Raw genomic sequence first — 20,374 nt, 5'->3', positions numbered from 1 at the left:
TGATGTGCGTGATGGATGAAGATAAAGCGGAATTATAGCAAACAGGCCGTCTGAAAAGTTTTCAGACGGCCTGTTTGATCGGATTAAAAAAGGCCGTCAGCTTTTCAGATATACGTTGCGCCCTAAGGAGGGCTAACTAAAAAAGGTAGGAATGGGCGCAGAGGAACAACCACAGGCCAAGTGTGGGCAGCAGGATTATTTTCCATGCAGGGCTGGGCTTTCCGGCCAGTGTTTGCATCACTGAAATCAACGAATATATGGCGGCAAAAATACTCCAAAAAATAGTAAACATACTCAGCTGTGTAATGATGTATGACATCATGCCGCCGGAATTGGCCGTGGCTTTCCATAGGATGTAAATGACCAACCAAATAGCAGCCAACATGCCGATGTGTTTGAATTTTTCCTGTGTGTCCAATTTAAATAATCTCCTGTTCTATATGGATTTCTTGGCGGTTTAAATTCATGTCAGGCTATCTGGAAGCCGCCTTGAATTCGGATGGCTGCCGTCAATTTGCCAGCACCAAATCGTTTTTCCCGTCCGCCGATTCCAGCCACAAGCGTCCGTAATAACCGCGGTAGTCGTCCCACACCTTCTCCGCCGCTACCGCCGTAAATATCGAAAGCGGATATTCCTGCCGCGCCTGCCATTTCCAATACCATCGCCCGTACAGCAGCACGCCGCGTTCCACGTCCAGCAGTAGGAAATTCCGCGCCGTAAACCTGCGCCAGTACAGGATGCCGACCAGCGAGGCCCCGCTGAAAAACAGCAACGACATCGCCAAGCCAAGCACTGAACCCACCCCGTCGCCGGAAATGCCCGACAACGTATCAAGCCCGACGATGAGTGGCAGCAGCACCCCTATGCAGGCCACGCCGATTTCCAGTACCAAATCCGCAGAATTCGCGGGATACAGCATAATGATTTTGTTTTTGTTCGGATTCATGATTCTGTCTTTGTTTTTGGAATAGCGGTTGTCGGATGGCTGTATTTGGCGGCATTGTGGTTTTCAGAAGGTTTGAATGTATCCCCCTTAAACATTGGGGCCGTCTGAAAAGCCGTTTTCAAAGTTCCAACTTTGTTGCGGCTTCGCTTTCAGACGGCCTCTTTATCGAAGTTCAGCGTCCGCCCTTGCCGACGACGACGACGTTCAATTCCTGCGGGTTGAGGCGGCGGTGCCAGACTTCGCGCACTTGTTCCGCCGTTACCGCCTCGATGCGGGCGGTGTAGGTGTCGTAGTAGTCCAAAGGCAGGTTGTTCGCACCGACGTTGGCGGCGATGGCGACGGTTTTGGCATTGGTATCGAAGGTCATGGGGAAGCTGCCGACGATGTTGTCTTTGGCCTGTTTCAGCTCGGCCTCGGTGGGGCCTTCGGCAATGAAGTCGGCCAGGACGGCGCGGGCGGCGGCCAACGCGTCTTCGGCACTGTCTTTTTTGGTGGAGAAGTCGATGCTGAACGGGCCTTTGCGCGTCATCGGGCTGAGGCTGCTGGATACGCCGTACACCAGCCCTTTTTCGTCGCGCAGTTTTTTCATCAGGCGGCTGTCGAATCCGCCGCCGCCGAGGATGTAGTTGCCGACGGCGAGGGCGTAGCGGTCGGGGTCTTGGCGCACAATCAGCGGCAGCTCCATGATGACGGAGGCCTGCTCTTTACCGTCGAACGGGATGTCTTGGCGGCGGCCGGCGTTGTTGGGGATTTCGGGGATTTCGGTGCGGTCTGCGGCTTGCGCGGGCAGGCCTTCCAATACGGCGGCCACCGTTTTTTCGGCCTGACGGCGGTCGATGTCGCCGACGATGGCAACGTAGGCGTTGTTTTTGGCGTAGTGGCTGCGGTGGAATTGCGCCAGGTCTTCAAGCGTGATGCCGTTGATGCTCTCTTCGCTGCTGCGCGCGCTGTTGGCATAGGGATGGCTGCCGTAGTTGAGCAGGGTTACGGCGCGGCCGGCGAGAAAACCGGGATCGCTGAGGCTTTGCTTCAGCGAGGTCAGCGCCTGCCCTTTGGTGCGGATGAGGACGGCGGGATCGAATTTCGGACGGGCGATAATCTGATTGGCCAGTTTGAGGCCGTCTGAAAGGTTTTGGCGGCGGCTGAGCGAGGCAAAGCTGATGGTAGTGTTTTCCGGGCCTGCCGCCGCGCTGACGGTTACGCCGATGCGGTTGCTTTCGTCGCGCAGTGCTTCTTCGCCGTATTTTTCGGTGCCCGAGGAGAGCATGGAGGCGGTGAAGGCGGCCAAGTCGGGTTTGTGTTCGGCAACTTGTCCCGCGCCTTTGAAGGTAATCTGCATATTGACGATGGGCAGTTCGTGCCGTTCCACCAGCGTGATGGTTACGCCGTCGGCGGTTTTCCAGCGTTGGAATTCGACGGCATGGGCGGCGGTGAAGGCGAGACAGGCCGCGAAGGCCGGGATGAGGACGCGGGTTTTCATGGTTTTACCTTTTTCAGACGGCCTTTTGCGGCTGCGGGTGGTTGCGGTTGCTCCGCCTGTTGCGGCAGAACGGTGATTTGCGCCATCGGGCTGTCGAGCAGCAGGCGGGCGGCAGACTGTACTTGTTTGGGCGTTACTTTGAACAGCCGGCGGATGATTTCGTCTTCGCTCTTCCAGCCGAAACCATTGTGTTCGAGTTCGCCCAAGGTGTCGGCCTGGCTGTGGATGGAATCACGGGCAAAAATGCGTTCGGTCTCCACCGGCGTGCGGATGAGGGCCAATTCGTCTTTGCCCACGCCGTTTTCGGCAATGTCGCGGATTTCGTCCAGCAGGCGTTTTTTCAGCTCTTCGGGCGTGGTTTGGCCGTTGGGCATAGCGAAAACGCTGAATATGGCGTTTTTGCGGCCGAAGTCGGTGTATCCGGCCGAAGTGCCCAAGGCAACGGCATCGCCGCGCTGGAGTTTGCGGCTGTAACGCGATGAATCGGTGCCGTCGAGCACCAAGCCCAGCATTTCCAGCGCATAAGGCATACCGTCGCTGATTTTTTCGGCATGCGGCACGCGCCAGTTCAGGATGATGATGGGCTGCGCGGTAACGGCATAAACGGTTTCGTTCACTTCGCGGGCATCGGCGGTGCGTTCGGCTTCGTCGTTGCGCTGCGGCAGCAGGCGGGCGGGAATGCCGCCGAACAGCCGCCCGACTTTATCCGTGGTTTCCTTGGCCTTCACGTCGCCGACGATGACCAGCATGGCGTTGTTGGGGGCGTACCATTGTTTGTACCAGGCGCGCAAATCGTCGGCCTTCAGCGTATGCAGGTCGTTCATGTAGCCGATGACGGGGGCTTTGTTGAACGGTTTGTCCCACATTTTGATGTTCAACGTTTCCCACATTTTGCCGGCCGGGCTGTCGTCGGTGCGCATCCGGCGTTCTTCGCGGATAACGTCCATTTCGTTGTCGAAGGCTTTGTCGCTGAAATTGAGGTTGACCATGCGGTCGGCCTCCATTTTCAGCACTTCGTCCAGATTTTTGACTGCAATATTGGTGGTATAGACGGTTTCGGTACGGTTGGTGTAGGCATTGTCGTCGCCGCCCAACGCCGCCACGCGGCGGCTGAATTCGCCCTCGGGCACGCTGTCCGTGCCTTTGAACATCATGTGCTCCAAAGCGTGGCTCAGGCCGGTTTTGCCCTCATGCTCGTCCACACTGCCGACCTTGTACCACAGCCGCACGGCCGCCACCGGCGCGCGCGCATCCTCCTTAATCAGTACCTTCATCCCGTTGGGCAGCGTCGAGAACAGCGTTTCCGCCTGCACCGACGACAAACCCGCCAACAGCAACAATCCGGCATAGCGCAGCATTTTTCCGATTCCTATCCGATGTGAAAAGCCGCCATATTAATGGCTTAAAGGCCGTCTGAAAAGCAAAAATACGCGCACGGCAATCCCAAAACCACCGCCGCTTGCGTTACAATCGGCCCGAATTATTTAATCACTGCATTAAAAAGGAATAAATCATGTTCAGCTTCCTGGCCAAACTGTTCAAACGCCCGTCCGCCAACCCGCCTACCGAACAGCAGCCGCCTGCCGAGCCGCAACGCACGGCAGCATTCGAAGAAGACGGCGGACTTCAAATGGACGACGGCGATTTGGAGGCCAACGTCAGCTTCGACGACGACAGCCCGCTGACCGCCGAAGAACTGAACATGGTCTCCAAACAAACCGACAAACAATAACCGACAGGAACACTCCATGGCCTTATTCGATTTCCTATTCAAACGGAAAAAAGACGAACCACAGCCTGCCGCAGAAGACAGGCCGTCTGAAAACCCGCCCGCCGAAGAAGCGGCGGAAAGCGCGGAAACCCCCGAGCCGCCCTCAGAACCCGCCCCGCCTGCCGAACCGCCGGCACAAGCAGATACTGCCGAAGCCGACACGGCGGAGGGCGAACCCCTCAGCGAACGCGAAGCCTTCCTGCGCGACATCCGCAACGCCGACCGCAGCAGCCTGCTCAGCCATCCGGCACAGACCGGCACGGCGGCGGACGCGGAAAACAGCCAACCCTCCGCCCCGGCCGAAGCACCCGCCCCCACGCAAGAGCCGGAAACGCTTTCAGACGGCCTCCATCCCGAAAATGAAGACGAAACGGCGGAAGAACCGGCCAAACAAGAACCCGTAGAAGAAAAAGAACAGCCGGCAGAAACACAACCCGCCGAGGAACAGCCAGCCGTTGAAGACCGGCCTGCCGAAGAACAGCCCGCAGAAACAGGCGGCTGGACGGCGCGCCTGAAACAAGGCCTGAGCAAATCGCGTGACAAAATGGCCAAATCGCTGGCCGGCGTATTCGGCGGCGGCAAAATCGACGAAGACCTGTACGAAGAACTCGAAACCGTGCTGCTCACCAGCGACATGGGCATCGAAGCCACCGAACACCTGATGGACGAAGTCCGCCGCCGCGTTTCCCTGAAAGGCCTTTCAGACGGCCGCGAACTGCGCCAGGCACTGAAAGAAGCCGTTTACGACCTGCTCGCCCCGCTGGAAAAACCGCTGGAAATCCCCGACAACGGCCAACCCTTCGTCATCATGATGGCGGGCATCAACGGCGCGGGCAAAACCACCTCCATCGGCAAACTGGCCAAATACTTCCAATCGCAGGGCAAATCCGTGATACTCGCGGCAGGCGACACCTTCCGCGCCGCAGCGCGCGAACAGCTCCAAGAATGGGGCGAACGCAACGGCGTAACCGTCATCTCCCAAGTCAAAGGCGATTCCGCCGCCGTCTGCTTCGATGCCGTCGAAGCGGCCAAAGCGCGCAAAATCGACATCGTGCTGGCCGACACCGCCGGCCGCCTGCCCACCCAGCTCCACCTGATGGAAGAAATCAAAAAAGTGAAGCGCGTACTGCAAAAATCCATGCCCGACGCGCCGCACGAAATCATCGTCGTCCTCGATGCCAACATCGGCCAAAACGCAGTCGGCCAAGTGGCGGCCTTCGACGACACCCTGGGCGTAACCGGCCTCATCGTCACCAAACTCGACGGCACAGCCAAAGGCGGCGTATTGGCCGCACTCGCCTCCAGCCGGCCGATACCCGTGCGCTATATCGGCGTGGGCGAAAAAATCGACGACCTGCGCCCGTTTGACGCGCGCGCCTTCGTCGATGCACTGATAGACAACTAAAACAACCGCAAAAGGCCGTCTGAAAGCAAAGCTCCAACGAAGCGACAACCTTTCAGACGGCCTCCTGACATTATGATGAGAAAACGCCTCGCCACCCTCCTCCTCGCCCTGCTGCCGTCCGTCCTGCCCGCTGCCGGACTGGATTTGGGCGGCATCCGCCCCGAAGAAGCCGCCGTCTACGTGCAAAACCTGCGGACGGGGCAAATCACCGCCGCCCACCGCGCCGACGCACCCGTCAATCCCGCCTCCACCATGAAACTCGTTACCGCCTTCGCCGCCCTGCACGCATTGGGCGAAGACTTCCGCTGGCAAACAGAGTTCAAATCCGCCGCCCCGCTGCGTCCGAACGGCCTGCTGGACGGCGACCTTTACTGGGCGGGCAGCGGCGACCCCGTATTCGACCAGAGCGACCTGCTCGAAATGCAGGCCCAACTGCGCGACAACGGCGTGAAACACATCGGACGGCTGGTATTCGACCGCAACCTGTGGCCGCACGGCGGCACGGCCGACGACTTTGCCGACGATTCCGACCGCGCCTTCACCACCCCGCCCGACCCGCAAATGCTTGCTTACAAAGTCGTCGGCCTCACCATAGGCCGCGACGGAGGCGGCGCGCTGACCGTGCACACCAGCCCCCCGCTGCCCGAAATACCGCTGGACAACCGCGCATCCTTCACCGCCTCCACCGCCCCCTGCCCCAAGCCCGCCAAATTCGTTTGGGGCAAATACGAAAACGGCATCCTGACCGTATACGGCAAAGCCCCATCCTCCTGCCTCGGCAAAGAAGTGTACGTCAACATGTTCGACGCGCAGGACTTCGCCCGCCGCAGCTTCATCAACCAATGGCGGCACGGCGGCAACAGCATTTCAGACGGCCTCGCCGTCGGCCCCGTCCCGCCGCAGGCGCGTACGCTCGCGCGCATCCGTTCCAAACCCCTGCGCGACGTACTGGCCGACATGAACAAACATTCCAACAACATCATCGCCCGCACCATATTCCTCACCCTGGGCGAACGCGCCGCCGCCGACAAAGCCCGGCAAAACCCCGAAGCCGCCGTCCGCAGCCGGCTTGCCCTCTCCGGCATCCCCACCGCCCCGCTCGTCTTGGAAAACGGCTCCGGCCTCTCGCGGCGCGAACGCGTTTCCGCCCGCATGATGGGCGACATGCTCGCCGCCGCCTACCGCAGCCCGTTCAAACAAGCCTTTATCGGCAGCCTGCCGATTGCGGGCAGGGACGGCACACTCAAATCCCGCTTTAAAAACATCGGCGCACCCTTGAGGCTGAAAACCGGCACACTGAAAAACGTCCGCGCACTGGCGGGCTACTACCTGGGCGGCAACGGCTCCGACCCGCTGGCCGTCGTCGTCATCATCAACAGCGAACGCGCCGACAAACTTCTCGGCGAAATGGACAAACTCACCGAACGTCTGATCGCACCCGCCCCGCCTTCAGACGGCCTCACGCCCGGGGCGGCCAACCCATAAGGACAACGCATGAAAATCGAACCCGGCTGCCGCGCAGCCTTCCATTACACCCTGAAAGACGACGACGGCCAAATCCTCGACAGCTCCGAAGGCGGCCAACCCCTGAGCTACACCGCAGGCGCGGGCGAAATCGTCCCCGGCCTCGAACACGCCCTGATGTACCGCGAAGCAGGCGAACACCTCGACATCTCCGTCGCCCCGCAGGAAGGCTACGGCCTGCGCGACGAAAACGCCGTCCACCGCGTGAACAGAGAATACCTGGCCGGGCTGCTGCCGCAACTCGAAGAAGGCATGGCCGTGCAGGCCGACACCGAAAACGGCCCGCGCACCTTCTTCGTCAGCGAAATCGGCAGCGACAGCGTAATCCTCGACGCCAACCACCCCCTCGCCGGCCTGACGCTGCATTTCTCGGTAGATATTGTTTCCGTTACCCCGCCGGGAAAAATCAAAGTCGATTATTAAACCGCTTGCACATCGGAAAGGCCGTCTGAAAAACCCCCGAACCGCTTTTCAGACGGCCTCATATTTCCATTAAAATACCGTATTCCCATTTTTCAGACGGCTTCTTCCCATGTTTCCCGACCAATCCGCCCCCGATCTTCTGCAAGGCTTAAACCCCGAACAACTCTCCGCCGTAACCTGGCCGCCGCAATCCGCCCTTGTGCTGGCGGGCGCGGGCAGCGGCAAAACGCGCGTGCTGACCACGCGCATCGCATGGCTTTTGCAAACCGGTCAGGCAAGCGTACACAGCATTATGGCGGTAACGTTTACCAACAAAGCTGCCAAAGAAATGCAAACCCGACTCGGCGCGATGATTCCCATCAACGTCCGCGCCATGTGGCTCGGCACGTTCCACGGTCTCTGCCACCGCTTTCTACGGCTGCACCACCGTGATGCCGGTTTGCCGTCTTCCTTTCAAATTCTCGACAGCGGCGACCAGCTTTCCCTTATCAAACGCCTGCTCAAAAGCCTCAATATCGCCGAAGAAATCATCGCGCCGCGTTCGCTGCAAGGCTTTATCAACGCGCAAAAAGAATCCGGTTTGCGCGCTTCCGTATTGAGCGCGCCCGACCCGCACACAAGCCGCATGATTGAATGCTACGCCGAATACGACAAAATCTGCCAACGCGAAGGCGTGGTCGATTTCGCCGAACTCATGCTCCGCAGCTACGAAATGCTGCAAAGCAACGAAATCCTGCGCCAGCACTACCAAAACCGCTTCAACCACATTCTGGTCGATGAGTTCCAAGACACCAACAAACTGCAATACGCCTGGCTCAAACTCATGGCGGGCGGCAACGCGGCAGTGTTTGCCGTCGGCGACGACGACCAAAGCATCTACCGCTTCCGCGGCGCAAACGTCGGCAACATGACCGCGCTGATGGAAGAGTTCCACATCGACGCGCCCGTCAAACTCGAACAAAACTACCGCTCCGTCGGCAACATCCTCGCCGCCGCCAACGCCGTTATCGAAAACAACGACGAACGCCTCGGCAAAAACCTGCGCACCGACGCCGAAGCAGGCGACAAAATCCGCTACTACTCCGCCTTTACCGACCTCGAAGAAGCCCAATTCATCGTTGATGAAACCAAAGCCCTCGAACGCGAAGGCTGGGATTTGGATGAAATCGCCGTTCTCTACCGCAGCAACGCCCAATCCCGCGTCATCGAACAAAGCCTGTTCCGCAGCGGCATCCCCTACAAAATCTACGGCGGCCTGCGCTTCTACGAACGCCAAGAAATCAAACACGCGCTCGCCTACCTGCGCCTCGCCGTCAATCCCGACGACGACAACGCCCTCTTGCGCGTCATCAACTTCCCGCCGCGCGGCATCGGCGCACGCACTATCGAAAACCTTCAGACGGCCTCAAACGAACAAGGCATCACCCTCTGGCAGGCAGCCTGCAACGCCGGCGCAAAAGCCGCCAAAGTCGCCGCTTTCGTCCGCCTCATTGAAGCCCTGCGCAACCAAGTCGGACAACTGCCCCTGCCTGAAATCATCGTCGGCATCCTCAAAGACAGCGGCCTGACCGAACACTACCGAACCCAAAAAGGCGACAACCAAGACCGCCTCGACAACCTCGACGAACTCGTCAACGCCGCCATCGAGTTCAAACCCGAAGACAGCAACTTCGAAATCCTGCCCGACAACATTTCAGACGACCCCGCCTTCCCCATCCTCGCCTTCCCCATCCTCGCCTTCCTCAGCAACGCCGCCCTCGAATCCGGCGAAAACCAAGCAGGCGCGGGCGAAAAAGCCGTCCAACTCATGACCGTCCACGCCGCCAAAGGCTTGGAATTCAACGCCGTCTTCCTCACCGGCATGGAAGAAGGCCGCTTCCCCAGCGAAATGAGCCTTGCCGAACGCGGCGGCCTCGAAGAAGAACGCCGCCTCATGTACGTCGCCATCACCCGCGCCCGCAAACGCCTCTACATCACCATGGCGCAGCAAAGAATGCTGCACGGACAAACCCAATTCGGCATCGTCTCCCGCTTCGTCGAAGAAATCCCGCCCGAAGTGCTGCACTACCTGTCCGTCAAAAAAACCGCCTACGACAGCTACGGCAGCCCGCGCCCAACCGCCGCACCCAAAGACAAAATCATCGACGACTACAAACAGCCGCAAACCTACGCAGGCTTCCGCATCGGACAAAACATCCGCCACGCCAAATTCGGCACCGGCGTCATCATCGACGCCGTGGACAAAGGCGAATCCGCCCGCCTGACTATCAACTTCGGCAAACAGGGCGTGAAAGAGCTGGATACCAAGTTTGCGAAATTGGAAGAGATGTAAAAGGGGGATGGCAGAGGTCGTCTGAAACCCGTAGCCTGGGCTTTGCCCACGAATCAAACCCAAAATTTCAGACGGCCTCTTTTAGTCATTATCGTGGGCGAGGCCCCATGCTACAATGTACACCGACGAGGCAAAAGGCCGTCTGAAAACGGGAGGAGCAATTTTGCCGAAACCTCCGCCGTCATTCCCGCGCAGGCGGGAATCCAGACCTCGGCATTTCGGAAATATTTCAAGGCTGCTGCGACTTCAAACTTCCGGATTCCCGTCGGCACAGAAATGACGGACGGTAAAAGTCAGGCATGAATACCCAACCCCTGTTTATAGCTGAAATCAATAAGGAAGAACATTATGTCCCAAGTTTTTAAAGATTTTGATTTGTCCTCCGTATGGGAATCTGATAGTTGGGCAGATAAAAACTACAAAGAAGCCCCGTTTACCCCTGAAATTTTGGCTGCCGTAGAAAGTGAACTAGGCTATAAATTGCCGCAAAGTTTTATTGAATTGATGGCAGTACAAAACGGCGGGATATTCGTCAAAACCTGCTTTCCGACCACGCAAAGAAATTCGTGGGCGAAAGATCATGTGCAAATTTGCGAGATATCGGGAATCGGTTTTGAAAAAGAAGGGAGTCTGTGCGGCGCGATGGGGCAAAAACTTTGGCTGGAAGAATGGGAGTATCCGCCTATCGGCGTGTATTTGGCCACCGACCCGTCAGGAGGTCATGCTCTGTTTGCCTTGGACTACCGGGAGTGTGGAAAAGACGGAGAACCGAAAGTGGTGCTTGTCGAACAAGAATGGGATTTTGAAATAGTCGAACTTGCCCCCGATTTTGAAACCTTTATTCGTAGTTTGCGGCATGAAGATGAGTTTTCAGATGAGTAAATACAAAATCGAAAAGAGTAGCAACTGTATTTTTGCCCGACGGGATGAAAAATACAGTTACTACGGCTACTTAACCAATACGCGTTTATCTGCCAACTCTGTCAGTCTTGAAAAATTTTCTTTTTGTTTCAATTTACTCCAAGAAAACTGATGCAACCGCTCACACTTAAAGCCATCTTGCCGAGTTGAAATCCATACTCCTTCAAGCGCAACCAAGCCAAAGCCATCACACCCCAAACGCAAAGCATAAGACTTTGCCTGCAGGAAGGCATCTTTTAACTGTCTTTCATTAGCAATACGATATTTGGCTTCCCAAATAAATCGAGCATTCTCTTCTCCACGTCGATCATTTGCAAATAGAGCATAATCAGGAAAAACACGATCATTACGCCCCATTCTTAAAGTCATCTGCCTTAGCCAATCATCTTCATCAAACCCTAATCGTTTCAACAACGGTTCAAGTAAAGTAATTTCTACATCCCGCTCATTACTTAAATTACCAAAATCAGGCTCGTCTAAAAATGGTAATTTTGGCAGTATAGAAACATCAAAGTTTTTAGATTTTAAAATCTCTATGATTGCATTGTATTCATCTGATGTACATTCCCTTCCATTCACTCCTTGCATATTGGCTTTAACCAAACCTTTTTCTTTCCAAACTGGATTATTTTTCAATTCAGATAAATGAATCGTCGGAATGACTATGGGAAAGCCTACCCAAACTCGTTCAGGATAGTAACTAAATGGATCATAGTAGGTAGGAGATACCGCACGGAAGATAGCTGTTAATCCACTATACGGGGACAAACTATACAATAAAATAATATCCCCTATTTTCGTTTGCGGATTTCCCTGCCAAAAAGTTTGATATTTTTCCCCATTCTTCCTTAATAGATCCGTATCCTCTTTGGTTCCTCCACTGATATAAATATTGATCGCATCAGGCAATTCATCGGTATTGATAAAGTCAGGTAGGGTTTTTAACGGAAAATCATATAGAAAACAATTTAATTCTATATAGTCTAATGAATATTTTTCCCGAAATTCGTATATATCTCGGCATAAATTTCCATAGTAAAGGAAACGATCACGGTATTTCTGTTTACTTGGCAGTATTGGCAAAGGTATATCAAATGACTGGAAAACTCTTTCCAATAAGAAAAACCGGTTAGTAAAAAAGTACGGAATATAATGTTCAGGGTCTTTTAGATACAAAAACAATGAAATTCCATCTAACCATGCCAATTTGTTCCTACATTCCTTTTTATCACTTTCAGCAAGAAAAGAATCAACAAATCCTTCAAACTTTTCAAGTACCTGCTCAATATCCTCAGCACGTTCCCAATCTGAAAAATTTTCTAATAGGTTTTGTATAAAGACGAAAGTTTCTATCCAATAATCTTCGCTTTCCTGTGTATATCCTTGCTTAAATAAGTAAGCGTATATTTCCTTCCATTTTTCTTCTTTATCCATACAGATAAATTTTCAAAGAAGTTTTTAGTTTCTCTTGCTGAATCAGTTTGCAGATAACAATCAAAAATATAGCGATTGAAATACATACCACTTCCTCAATGCGCCTCTTCCCAATTCATTCCCACACCAACCTCCGCCACCAGCGGCACTTTCAACATCCCTTCATCCACTTTCGCCATAATCTGCGGCAGTTTTTCTTTCACTAAATCCAGTTCGGCTTCGGGTACTTCCAGCACCAGTTCGTCATGCACCTGCATAATCAGCTTGCTTTTCAGGTCGTCTGAAATCAGCCAGCGGGACACGTCTATCATGGCGCGTTTGATGAGGTCGGAGGCGGTGCCCTGCATGGGGGCGTTGATGGCGGCGCGTTCGGCTCCGGCGCGGGCGTTGGTGTTTTTGTTGCGGATGTCGGGCAGGTAGAGGCGGCGGCCGAAGAGGGTTTCGACGAAGCCTTGGGCGGCGGCTTGTTCTTTGGTGCGCTGCATGTATTCGGCGACGCTGGGGTAGCGGGCGAAGTAGCGGTCGATGAAGGTTTTGGCGGACAGGTTGTCTATGCCCAGCGATTTGGCAAGGCCGTATTGGCCCATGCCGTAAATCAGGCCGAAGTTGATGGTTTTGGCGTAGCGGCGTTGTTCGGACGAGACGTTTTCGGGGGCGATGCCGAATACTTCGGCGGCAGTGCGGCGGTGTACGTCTTCGCCGTTTTGGAACGCGGTGATGAGGGTTTTGTCGCCGGAGAGGTGCGCCATGATGCGCAGCTCGATTTGGGAGTAGTCGGCGGAAACGATGACGCTGCCTTGCGGTGCGGTGAAGGCGCAGCGTACGCGGCGGCCTTCGGCGGTTCGGATGGGGATGTTTTGCAGGTTGGGGTTGTTGCTGGCGAGGCGGCCGGTAATGGCGACGGCTTGAGCGTAGGTGGTATGCACGCGGCCGTCTTTTGGGGAGATCATTTCGGGCAGTTTGTCGGTGTAGGTGGATTTGAGTTTCGCCAGACTGCGGTTTTGCAGGATGATTTTGGGCAGGGGGTAGTCAGGCGCGAGCTGTTCGAGCACGGCTTCGTTGGTGGAAATGCCGCCTTTGGCAGTTTTTTTCAGGCCTTTGGTGGGGATGCCCATTTTGTCGAACAGGATTTCTTGAAGCTGTTTGGGCGAGTTGAGGTTGAACGGCTGACCTGCGGCGGCGTAGGCTTCTTGTTCGAGCTTCATCAGCTCGGCGCCGAGTTCTGCGCTTTGGCGGGCGAGTTCGGCACGGTCGATTTGTACGCCGTTGCGTTCCATTTCAAACAATACCTGCGCGACGGGCAGCTCCATTTTTTCATACATTTCAAGCTGTTTGGCGTCCATTTGCGCGCGCAGGTACGCTTCGAGGCGCAGGGCGAAATCGGCATCTTGGGCGGCGTATTCGGTCGCCTGCTCAATGGCGACGTCGGCAAAACCGATTTGCTTCGCGCCTTTGCCGCACAGCGATTCGTAGGTAATGGTTTCCAAGCCGAGCCAGCGTTCGGACAATTCGTCCAAACCGTGTCCGAGATGGCTCTCGATGATGTAGGAAGCGAGCATGGCATCGCCGGCAATGCCGTTCAGGGCGATTTCGTAGTTGGCGAAAATGTGTTGGTCGTATTTGAGGTTTTGCCCGATTTTTTTCAGGGCAGGGTTTTCCAAATGCGGTTTCAGACGACCTAATACGTCTTGCAAATCAATCTGTTCGGGCGCGGCGGTCAGGCTGTGCCCTACGGGGATGTAAACCGCTTCGCCTGCTTGGAACGCGATGCTGATGCCGACCAGCGAGGCGTTCATCGCGTCTAATGACGTGGTTTCCGTGTCGATGCCGATTTTGTCCGCCTGCGACAGTTTGTCTAACAAAGCGGCAAACTGCGCTTCGGTGGTAACGGCCTGATAATCCAGATTTTCGGGGGCTGGAGCATGTTCTATGATTTTTTCAGACGACGTTTCCATATCCAACGCCGCCTGTTCGCCTATCGTATCGCTGCCGAACAAATCGCCGTCCGCCGCTTCGTGCATACGGCTTTCCGCTTCCTTCAGCCAAGTGCGGAAGCCCCAGCGTTTGAAATCGACCGCAAGCTGCGACCATTTCGGCGAAGTGCGGCGCAGGCTTTCGAGGCCGTCTGAAAGCTCCGAGTGCAAGTCCACATCGGTTTTAATCGTCACCAAATCATACGACAGCGGCAGTTGGGGCAGCGCGGCTTGCAGGTTTTCGCCGACCTTGCCTTTGATTTCCGCAGCGTGTTCCATTACACCAGCCAGCGAGCCGTAGGCTTCCAGCCACTTCACCGCCGTTTTCGGGCCGCACTTCTCCACGCCCGGCACATTGTCCACCTTGTCGCCCATCAGCGCGAGATAATCGCGGATTTGGTCGGGACGCACGCCGAATTTTTCCTTCACGCCTTCAATGTCCAGCGTTTCGCCGCTCATCGTGTTCACCAGCGTCACGCGCTCGTTCACCAACTGCGCCATGTCCTTATCGCCGGTGGAAACCACCACATTCCAACCCGCTTCGCCTGCCATCGCCGCCAGCGTGCCGATCACGTCGTCCGCTTCGACTTGCGGAATCACCAGCACCGGCCAGCCCATCAGCCGCACCAAATCCGGCAAGGCTTCCGCCTGCGGGCGCAAATCGTCCGGCATCGGCGGGCGCGTCGCCTTATAGTCGGGGAACATCTCATGGCGGAAATTCTTGCCCTTCGCATCAAACACCACCGCGCAATAATCATGCACATAATCCGCCCGCAGCCGGCGCAGCATGTTCAACACGCCGTAAAGCGCACCCGTCGGCGCACCGTCAGGCGCGGACAACTGCGCCATCGCGTGATAAGCGCGGTAGAGATAAGAAGAGCCGTCAACGAGGAGGAGAGTGGGTTTGTTGGACATGGAGAACCTGCTGTGTGTATGAAAATAATGTACGGATTATAAAGGAAAAGGCCGTCTGAAAACCGAAAATCAAGTTTCAGACGGCCTGATGTTTACATAAATATACGGTTTCAGGTATTGCGCCGCAGAATCCCATCTTGTATATTTGTATTCAAATGAATACAAACCAAATCAAACGAATATGAATGCAACGAACCGTATCCCAATTAGTGTGCGCATCACTCAGGAAGATGCTGATTTTATTGCCGAACTCAAAATCGAAGGTGCGAATACGCCGTCTGAAAAAATTCGTGAATTGCTCAAACTGGCGCGCTTGGCGCATACGCAGACACGCGATTACGGTTCCGCGCTGACGGCGCAGGAGCAGTTTTTCCAAGCGGCAAAACACGAAATCTTACACGCTGAAAAACAGGCCGGAGTGCATTCGCATATCGTGGCGAGGTTGTTTGAACAGCTTCCCGACTTAGGCGCAACACTTGCCGCCGACCTGCCCGAAGAAGCCGACCTCGACGATTTGAAAAAATACGAACGCGAACTGATGTGGCGCATCGTCCGCCTGACCGACAGCATCTTGCAGCTCGCCGTAACCGGCAAAGGCGCAGCATACGACGACAGCGTGTTGCAACAGCTTGAAAATACTTTGAAACTGGCGAAGATTGTGCAGCAGGCAAATGAAGTTTAAGACTGCCTCCATACCAAATGAAACAAACACATTTTAGTGAAAGGAAAATCCAAATGAGCGAAACCCTATCCCGCCGAGTAGGCCGTCTGGTAAGCGGCGGTTTTCATGCCCTGATTGATGCGGCGGAGAACCTTGCGCCTGAAGCGGTCATGAACGAGAGTATCCGCGAAATCGAGCGGGCGGTGGACGAAGTGCGTGCCGAGTTGGGCAAAGTGTTGGCGCAGAAACACCTTGCCGCCAAGAAAATGGCGGACGAGAGCAACCGCCACGAAGCCATCGATGCCAACCTGCAAGCCGCTGTGGATGCCGGTCGCGATGATCTTGCCGAGGCAGGCATCGCCGAACAGATGGACATCGAAGCGCGTCTGCCCATCTTGGAAAACACCATCGCCGACTGCGCCGCGCAGGAAAAAGAGCTCGAAGGCTTTATCGCCGCCTTGCAGGCGAAAAAACGTGAGATGCAGCAGCAGTTGCAAGACTGGCGTGCCGCGCAACAAAACACTGGCGCAGGCAAAGCGGCAGGCGGCAGCGACCTCAACCGCATCGCCCGTGATGCCGAAAAAAGCGGCAACGCTTTTGACCGCGTGATGGGTCGTCAAAACGCGGTACACAGCAGCACCGATGCGGCGCAGTTGGCCAAGCTGAAAGAGCTGGAAGACTTAAGCCGCAACAACCGCATTGCCGAACGATTGGCGGCGTTGAAGGCGAAATCATAAGCCATATTGAGGAAATCGCGGTTTCAGACGGCCCCTATCTTCACAGGGCCGCCTGAAAAAAGAAAACCATACATGCTTCAATAACAAAAAGATGCCGGATTGGGAAAATCCAGTTGGTTATGACAAATTAATAAAAATATCCATATCCAATCGACTTAACTTTAAAATATATGCCGTCTGAAAATTAAAAAGAATAAGGAAATGCAATATGTGGAATCTAATCAACACCCCCGAAACTAAAATCTTCGGCATTGCCATTGCGCTGATGGTTTTGCTCGGTGTGTTTGAAATCATTTCCATGCTGGCAGGCGGTATTAGCGACTGGTTGGACAACCTGTTGCCCGACAGCCTGACCGAAACCGCGCACGCCGAGGTCGGATTGGATGTGGCGGATGCAGGCATATTCGTGCGTTTCCTGAGCTGGCTGTATGTCGGACGTATCCCGGTATTGATGTTGATGGTGGTGTTTCTTGCCGTATACGGATTAACGGGTTATCTGTTTCAGACGGCCTTTGCCACTGTATTCGGCAGTTATCTGAATGGTACGCTGGCAGCAGTCATCGTTTGGTTTCTTTCCCTGCCCTTAGTGCGGGTAACAGCTAGCGGTTTGTACAAAATTATGCCGAAAGATGAAACCACTGCCGTTTCGCAGGAAAGTTTAATCGGCCGCGTCGGCACGGTGGTGTTGGGCGAAGCTCGGGTAGGCAATGCGGCGCAGGTGCGCGTGAAAGATGCTTACGGCCAACAGCATTATGTGATGGTAGAGCCTGACTCTGATGATGTATTGAAACAGGGCGATGCGGTATTGCTGGTGTCGTTGGACGGAAATACATTTAAAGCGATTTTAAATCCGAGCGGAAGCTTGGTGGATTAAGGCCGTCTGAAACCGCTGATTCATCGATACGGGAAAAATAGATACTTTACCGCCCTATCCTCACCATCTGGAAATTTGAAATAACAATTAGAAAAACAACCACCCTATTATTTCAACCCATATTTTTAACCCTTTCAGACGGCCTCTTTCCCTCAAAGCCTTCTGAATCCACCGCCCTCAAAGGCATATTAACAAGAAGAAAGGAAAAACCATGAACTTGGTCTCCATCGGCACCATCGCCGGCGTCATACTCGTCGCGCTGTTTGTACTCGGCCTTATCCTGACCCGTCTGTATCGCCGCGCCAGCAAAGAAGTCTCCTTCGTACGCACCGGTTTCGGTGGCGAAAAAGTCATCATGAACGGCGGTGCGATGGTGCTGCCCGTGTTGCACGAAATCATCCCCGTCAACATGAATACACTGCGCCTTGAAGTGCGCCGCGCAGCCCAACAAGCGCTGATTACCCGCGACCGGATGCGCGTTGACGTGATGGCTGAATTTTACGTCCGCGTCAAACCCAGCGCCGAGAGCATTGCGACCGCCGCACAAACACTGGGTATGAAAACCATGTCCCCCGATGAGCTGAAAGACCTCGTCGAAGGTAAATTCGTTGATGCCCTGCGCGCCGTTGCCGCCGAAATGGCGATGGAAGAGCTACATGAGAAACGTGTTGATTTCGTTCAGAAAGTGCAACAAGTCGTGAGCGAAGACTTGTTTAAAAACGGTCTTGAACTTGAAACTGTTTCCCTGACCGGCCTCGACCAAACCAGCTTTGAGTTTTTCAACCCGCAAAATGCCTTTGACGCGGAAGGTTTGACCAAACTGACCGAAACCATCGAAGGCCGCCGCAAAAAACGCAACGAAATCGAACAAGACACCGATTTGGCAATTAAAACCAAAAACCTCGAAGCCGAGCAACAACGCCTGAAAATCTCGCGCGAAGAAGAATATGCCAAACTCGAACAAGAGCGTGAGATTGCCGTCCGCCGCGCCGAACAAGAAGCCAGCATTGCCGAACAAGAATCTCAGAAAAAACGCGAGGCGGAAGAAGCGAAAATTGCCGCAGAACGCGAAGTGGATTTGAAACGCATTGCCGCCGAACGCGACATTAAAAACGAAGACATCCGCAAAGCCCAAGCCGTCGAGCAGGCAGAGGTTGAACGCCGCAAAGCCATCGAGTTGGCCGAGCAAGACCGCGCCATCGCCGTTGCCGAGAAATCGCGTGCCGAATCCGAAGCCAAAGCCGAGGCCGACAAAGCCCGCGCTGCCGCCGTGCGTGAAGAAGAGAGCGTTATTACCGTACGCGAAACCGAACGTGCAGAGCGCGCCAAAGCGGTGGAATTGATTGCCGCCGAAGAAGCCGCGCAAAAAGATGCGATTTCGCTCACCGTCGCCGCTGAAGCCGAAAAACAAGCTGCACAAGACCGCGCTGAAGCCGTGCGCATCGCCGCCGAAGCTGAAGCCGAGAAACAACGCCTGCAAGCCAAAGGTGAAGCCGATGCCAAGATTCTGTTGGCGCAAGCGCAAGAGCAACAATATAAAGTTGATGCCGAAGGTACCCGCGCTGTGAACGAAGCCGCTAACGTACTGAGCGTCGAGCAGGTTGAAATGCAAGTCCGCCTTGCTCTCTTGAAACACCTGCCTGACATCATCCGCGAATCCGTCCGCCCAATGGAAAAAATCGAAGACATCAAGATTTTGCAAGTCAATGGTCTGGGTGGCTTTGCCGGTGGTGCAAACGGAGCGGAAGGTGCTTCAGACGGCCAAACCACACAAGCCAGCCTTGCAGACCAAATGGTCAACAGCGCCCTGCGCTACCGCAGCCAAGCCCCGTTGGTTGACGGTCTCTTGAAAGAGTTGGGACTGAATGGTGGCGACATCAACGGTCTGACCCAAGGGTTGGATAAAAGCATCGACCAATCATAAACAGATACCGTCATAATGGTTTAAAGGCCGTCTGAAACAGGTTTTCAGACGGCCTTTTGTTTATACAAGAGCTTCCGCAAATTCTAATATTTTCAATACTCACCAATTCAGATCTATTGCGGTTCAGGCCGTCTGAAAACCTGCCACAGTGTCAGAATTTAGCCAAACAGCGCGAATTTCAGGAAGCCTACGACACCACCCACCCCTACGGCTTTACCGCAGGGCAACGGCGGGGGTAACCGGCGCACCAAGGCACACCGAATACATCGTTAAAACCGACTTGATGCCTAGCGGACAGAAAGCATTTGACGGCTACGACCCCAAAAGGGATGTGCTGCTGGATGCCAAAGATTGGAATGACTGGCCGCCGCTTGATAGGGATTTTGGTATTAAAAGTGTATTGGATGACGCAAAAAATTCATCAGATGTTGCCAAACAGGCAGGCAAAAAACTGGAATGGCATGTGCCGACCGAAGCCAAAAAACAACAGTTGGATGAGTTATTTAAAAGTCGGTTAGACCTTGGGATTGATATTGATATTGTTGTAACACCCAAACAATAAGGAATTATTATGTTTAAATATCAAGAAAAACTATCTTTTATGGCTTTATTTAGGGACTATGAAATGACCGCGCAGGAATACCTAGATTTTTGCAGAAACTTCATCGTGCGCCTGCGTGATTTTGACGAACGCTTCAAAACCGTTTATTCGGTTGGTTTTACCGCAAAATCATGCAGGTATATCAAGGAGGATTTAAGCGATTTTGACGAAGTTGTTCTTAGCCAATTAAGCAGAAGCGTTGCATACATCAATCCCGACCCCGCCAATAAGAAACTGACCCTGCAATCTAGAAATAGAGTTTCTTTTATGCATTTTTTTTCTAATACACATAAGAGTAAAAATAAGATTTCTGTGAGTATTTCGGGTGGGGTATGCAGTCATGCCGCTATTTCCTATACCGGTTTAGGTGGAATATATTAGACCTCTTGCGAAAGTATCCTGAAGATTTACAATTTCCAAATGAAATACGAAAACCTAATCCAAAGAAGCAA

Annotated in this window: 18 protein-coding genes; 12 read left to right on the top strand and 6 right to left on the bottom strand. The window is 54.3% G+C overall.

Annotated features, from left to right (window positions below; genetic code table 11):
- Positions 1–136: 136 nt before the first annotated feature.
- From ACTHSL_RS06970 to ACTHSL_RS06955, 4 genes are all read right to left on the bottom strand, one after another.
- The gene (locus tag ACTHSL_RS06970) at positions 137–418 is read right to left on the bottom strand and encodes a hypothetical protein (RefSeq protein WP_440380861.1); all 282 of its coding nucleotides are present in this window, start codon (positions 416–418) and stop codon (positions 137–139) included.
- Positions 419–509: 91 nt separating this feature from the next.
- Positions 510–947 (bottom strand): hypothetical protein, encoded by a 438-nt coding sequence (locus ACTHSL_RS06965; RefSeq protein WP_440380860.1) that lies wholly within the window; start codon positions 945–947, stop codon positions 510–512.
- A gap of 172 nt (positions 948–1,119) precedes the next feature.
- Positions 1,120–2,427 (bottom strand): M16 family metallopeptidase, encoded by a 1,308-nt coding sequence (locus ACTHSL_RS06960; protein ID WP_440380859.1) that lies wholly within the window; start codon positions 2,425–2,427, stop codon positions 1,120–1,122.
- The gene (locus ACTHSL_RS06955) at positions 2,424–3,785 is read right to left on the bottom strand and encodes a M16 family metallopeptidase (protein WP_440380858.1); all 1,362 of its coding nucleotides are present in this window, start codon (positions 3,783–3,785) and stop codon (positions 2,424–2,426) included. Before ACTHSL_RS06955 ends, ACTHSL_RS06960 begins: the two co-directional genes overlap by 4 nt.
- Positions 3,786–3,940: 155 nt before the next feature.
- Between ACTHSL_RS06955 and ACTHSL_RS06950 the strand changes: the two genes are divergently transcribed.
- The 6 genes from ACTHSL_RS06950 (at position 3,941) to ACTHSL_RS06925 (ending at position 10,764) form a co-directional block, all read left to right on the top strand.
- Positions 3,941–4,159 carry a phosphoglucosamine mutase gene (locus ACTHSL_RS06950; protein ID WP_440380857.1) on the top strand — a complete coding sequence of 73 codons (219 nt, stop codon included), beginning with the start codon at positions 3,941–3,943 and terminating at the stop codon, positions 4,157–4,159.
- A 16-nt stretch (positions 4,160–4,175) separates the two neighbouring features.
- Positions 4,176–5,603: a signal recognition particle-docking protein FtsY gene (ftsY, locus tag ACTHSL_RS06945; RefSeq protein WP_440380856.1), complete on the top strand. Its 1,428-nt coding sequence runs from the start codon at positions 4,176–4,178 to the stop codon at positions 5,601–5,603.
- 72 nt (positions 5,604–5,675) lie between these two features.
- A complete protein-coding gene (dacB, locus tag ACTHSL_RS06940; RefSeq protein ID WP_440380855.1) occupies positions 5,676–7,088 on the top strand; it encodes a D-alanyl-D-alanine carboxypeptidase/D-alanyl-D-alanine endopeptidase in 1,413 nt (470 codons plus the stop codon).
- A gap of 9 nt (positions 7,089–7,097) precedes the next feature.
- On the top strand, positions 7,098–7,550 hold the full coding sequence (locus tag ACTHSL_RS06935; protein WP_003771885.1) for an FKBP-type peptidyl-prolyl cis-trans isomerase: 453 nt from the start codon (positions 7,098–7,100) through the stop codon (positions 7,548–7,550).
- Positions 7,551–7,659: 109 nt separating this feature from the next.
- Positions 7,660–9,882: a DNA helicase II gene (uvrD, locus tag ACTHSL_RS06930; protein ID WP_440380854.1), complete on the top strand. Its 2,223-nt coding sequence runs from the start codon at positions 7,660–7,662 to the stop codon at positions 9,880–9,882.
- 348 nt (positions 9,883–10,230) lie between these two features.
- On the top strand, positions 10,231–10,764 hold the full coding sequence (locus tag ACTHSL_RS06925; RefSeq protein ID WP_440380853.1) for an SMI1/KNR4 family protein: 534 nt from the start codon (positions 10,231–10,233) through the stop codon (positions 10,762–10,764).
- Positions 10,765–10,830: 66 nt separating this feature from the next.
- Here ACTHSL_RS06925 and ACTHSL_RS06920 read toward each other — a convergent pair whose 3' ends face one another.
- Positions 10,831–12,237 (bottom strand): hypothetical protein, encoded by a 1,407-nt coding sequence (locus tag ACTHSL_RS06920; RefSeq protein ID WP_440380852.1) that lies wholly within the window; start codon positions 12,235–12,237, stop codon positions 10,831–10,833.
- 95 nt (positions 12,238–12,332) lie between these two features.
- The gene (polA, locus tag ACTHSL_RS06915; RefSeq protein ID WP_440380851.1) at positions 12,333–15,125 is read right to left on the bottom strand and encodes a DNA polymerase I; all 2,793 of its coding nucleotides are present in this window, start codon (positions 15,123–15,125) and stop codon (positions 12,333–12,335) included.
- A gap of 181 nt (positions 15,126–15,306) precedes the next feature.
- Here polA and ACTHSL_RS06910 point away from each other — a divergent pair, with 181 nt between their 5' ends.
- The 6 genes from ACTHSL_RS06910 to ACTHSL_RS06885 all read left to right on the top strand — a co-directional run bounded on the left by ACTHSL_RS06910 (position 15,307) and on the right by ACTHSL_RS06885 (position 20,303).
- Positions 15,307–15,807 (top strand): hypothetical protein, encoded by a 501-nt coding sequence (locus ACTHSL_RS06910; protein WP_049331682.1) that lies wholly within the window; start codon positions 15,307–15,309, stop codon positions 15,805–15,807.
- A 53-nt stretch (positions 15,808–15,860) separates the two neighbouring features.
- A complete protein-coding gene (locus tag ACTHSL_RS06905) occupies positions 15,861–16,523 on the top strand; it encodes a PspA/IM30 family protein (protein WP_440380850.1) in 663 nt (220 codons plus the stop codon).
- Between the two features lie 208 nt (positions 16,524–16,731).
- Positions 16,732–17,397: a YqiJ family protein gene (locus ACTHSL_RS06900; protein WP_440380849.1), complete on the top strand. Its 666-nt coding sequence runs from the start codon at positions 16,732–16,734 to the stop codon at positions 17,395–17,397.
- Positions 17,398–17,608: 211 nt separating this feature from the next.
- Positions 17,609–19,321, top strand: coding sequence for a flotillin family protein (locus tag ACTHSL_RS06895; protein ID WP_440380848.1), 1,713 nt, complete (start codon positions 17,609–17,611; stop codon positions 19,319–19,321).
- A gap of 283 nt (positions 19,322–19,604) precedes the next feature.
- Complete coding sequence (locus ACTHSL_RS06890; RefSeq protein WP_440380847.1) at positions 19,605–19,883, top strand: hypothetical protein; 279 nt, start codon at positions 19,605–19,607, stop codon at positions 19,881–19,883.
- A 9-nt stretch (positions 19,884–19,892) separates the two neighbouring features.
- Complete coding sequence (locus ACTHSL_RS06885; protein ID WP_440380846.1) at positions 19,893–20,303, top strand: hypothetical protein; 411 nt, start codon at positions 19,893–19,895, stop codon at positions 20,301–20,303.
- The last annotated feature ends 71 nt before the right edge of the window (positions 20,304–20,374 follow it).

Origin of the sequence: Neisseria sp. P0008.S010 (assembly GCF_051962715.1) — a bacterium.
GTDB lineage: Bacteria > Pseudomonadota > Gammaproteobacteria > Burkholderiales > Neisseriaceae > Neisseria > Neisseria elongata.
This window is presented reverse-complemented; position numbering and strand designations above follow the sequence as displayed.

Bases quoted from the DNA above. Each gene is read 5' to 3' on its own strand.
- ACTHSL_RS06950 (WP_440380857.1), top strand. From the start codon at position 3,941: ATGTTCAGCTTCCTGGCCAAACTGTTCAAACGCCCGTCCGCCAACCCG.
- ACTHSL_RS06960 (WP_440380859.1), bottom strand. From the start codon at position 2,427: ATGAAAACCCGCGTCCTCATCCCGGCCTTCGCGGCCTGTCTCGCCTTC.
- ACTHSL_RS06955 (WP_440380858.1), bottom strand. From the start codon at position 3,785: ATGCTGCGCTATGCCGGATTGTTGCTGTTGGCGGGTTTGTCGTCGGTG.
- ACTHSL_RS06935 (WP_003771885.1), top strand. From the start codon at position 7,098: ATGAAAATCGAACCCGGCTGCCGCGCAGCCTTCCATTACACCCTGAAA.
- ACTHSL_RS06890 (WP_440380847.1), top strand. From the start codon at position 19,605: ATGCCTAGCGGACAGAAAGCATTTGACGGCTACGACCCCAAAAGGGAT.
- ACTHSL_RS06965 (WP_440380860.1), bottom strand. From the start codon at position 947: ATGAATCCGAACAAAAACAAAATCATTATGCTGTATCCCGCGAATTCT.
- ACTHSL_RS06925 (WP_440380853.1), top strand. From the start codon at position 10,231: ATGTCCCAAGTTTTTAAAGATTTTGATTTGTCCTCCGTATGGGAATCT.
- ftsY (WP_440380856.1), top strand. From the start codon at position 4,176: ATGGCCTTATTCGATTTCCTATTCAAACGGAAAAAAGACGAACCACAG.
- ACTHSL_RS06910 (WP_049331682.1), top strand. From the start codon at position 15,307: ATGAATGCAACGAACCGTATCCCAATTAGTGTGCGCATCACTCAGGAA.
- ACTHSL_RS06905 (WP_440380850.1), top strand. From the start codon at position 15,861: ATGAGCGAAACCCTATCCCGCCGAGTAGGCCGTCTGGTAAGCGGCGGT.
- ACTHSL_RS06895 (WP_440380848.1), top strand. From the start codon at position 17,609: ATGAACTTGGTCTCCATCGGCACCATCGCCGGCGTCATACTCGTCGCG.
- polA (WP_440380851.1), bottom strand. From the start codon at position 15,125: ATGTCCAACAAACCCACTCTCCTCCTCGTTGACGGCTCTTCTTATCTC.
- uvrD (WP_440380854.1), top strand. From the start codon at position 7,660: ATGTTTCCCGACCAATCCGCCCCCGATCTTCTGCAAGGCTTAAACCCC.
- ACTHSL_RS06900 (WP_440380849.1), top strand. From the start codon at position 16,732: ATGTGGAATCTAATCAACACCCCCGAAACTAAAATCTTCGGCATTGCC.
- dacB (WP_440380855.1), top strand. From the start codon at position 5,676: ATGATGAGAAAACGCCTCGCCACCCTCCTCCTCGCCCTGCTGCCGTCC.
- ACTHSL_RS06885 (WP_440380846.1), top strand. From the start codon at position 19,893: ATGTTTAAATATCAAGAAAAACTATCTTTTATGGCTTTATTTAGGGAC.
- ACTHSL_RS06920 (WP_440380852.1), bottom strand. From the start codon at position 12,237: ATGGATAAAGAAGAAAAATGGAAGGAAATATACGCTTACTTATTTAAG.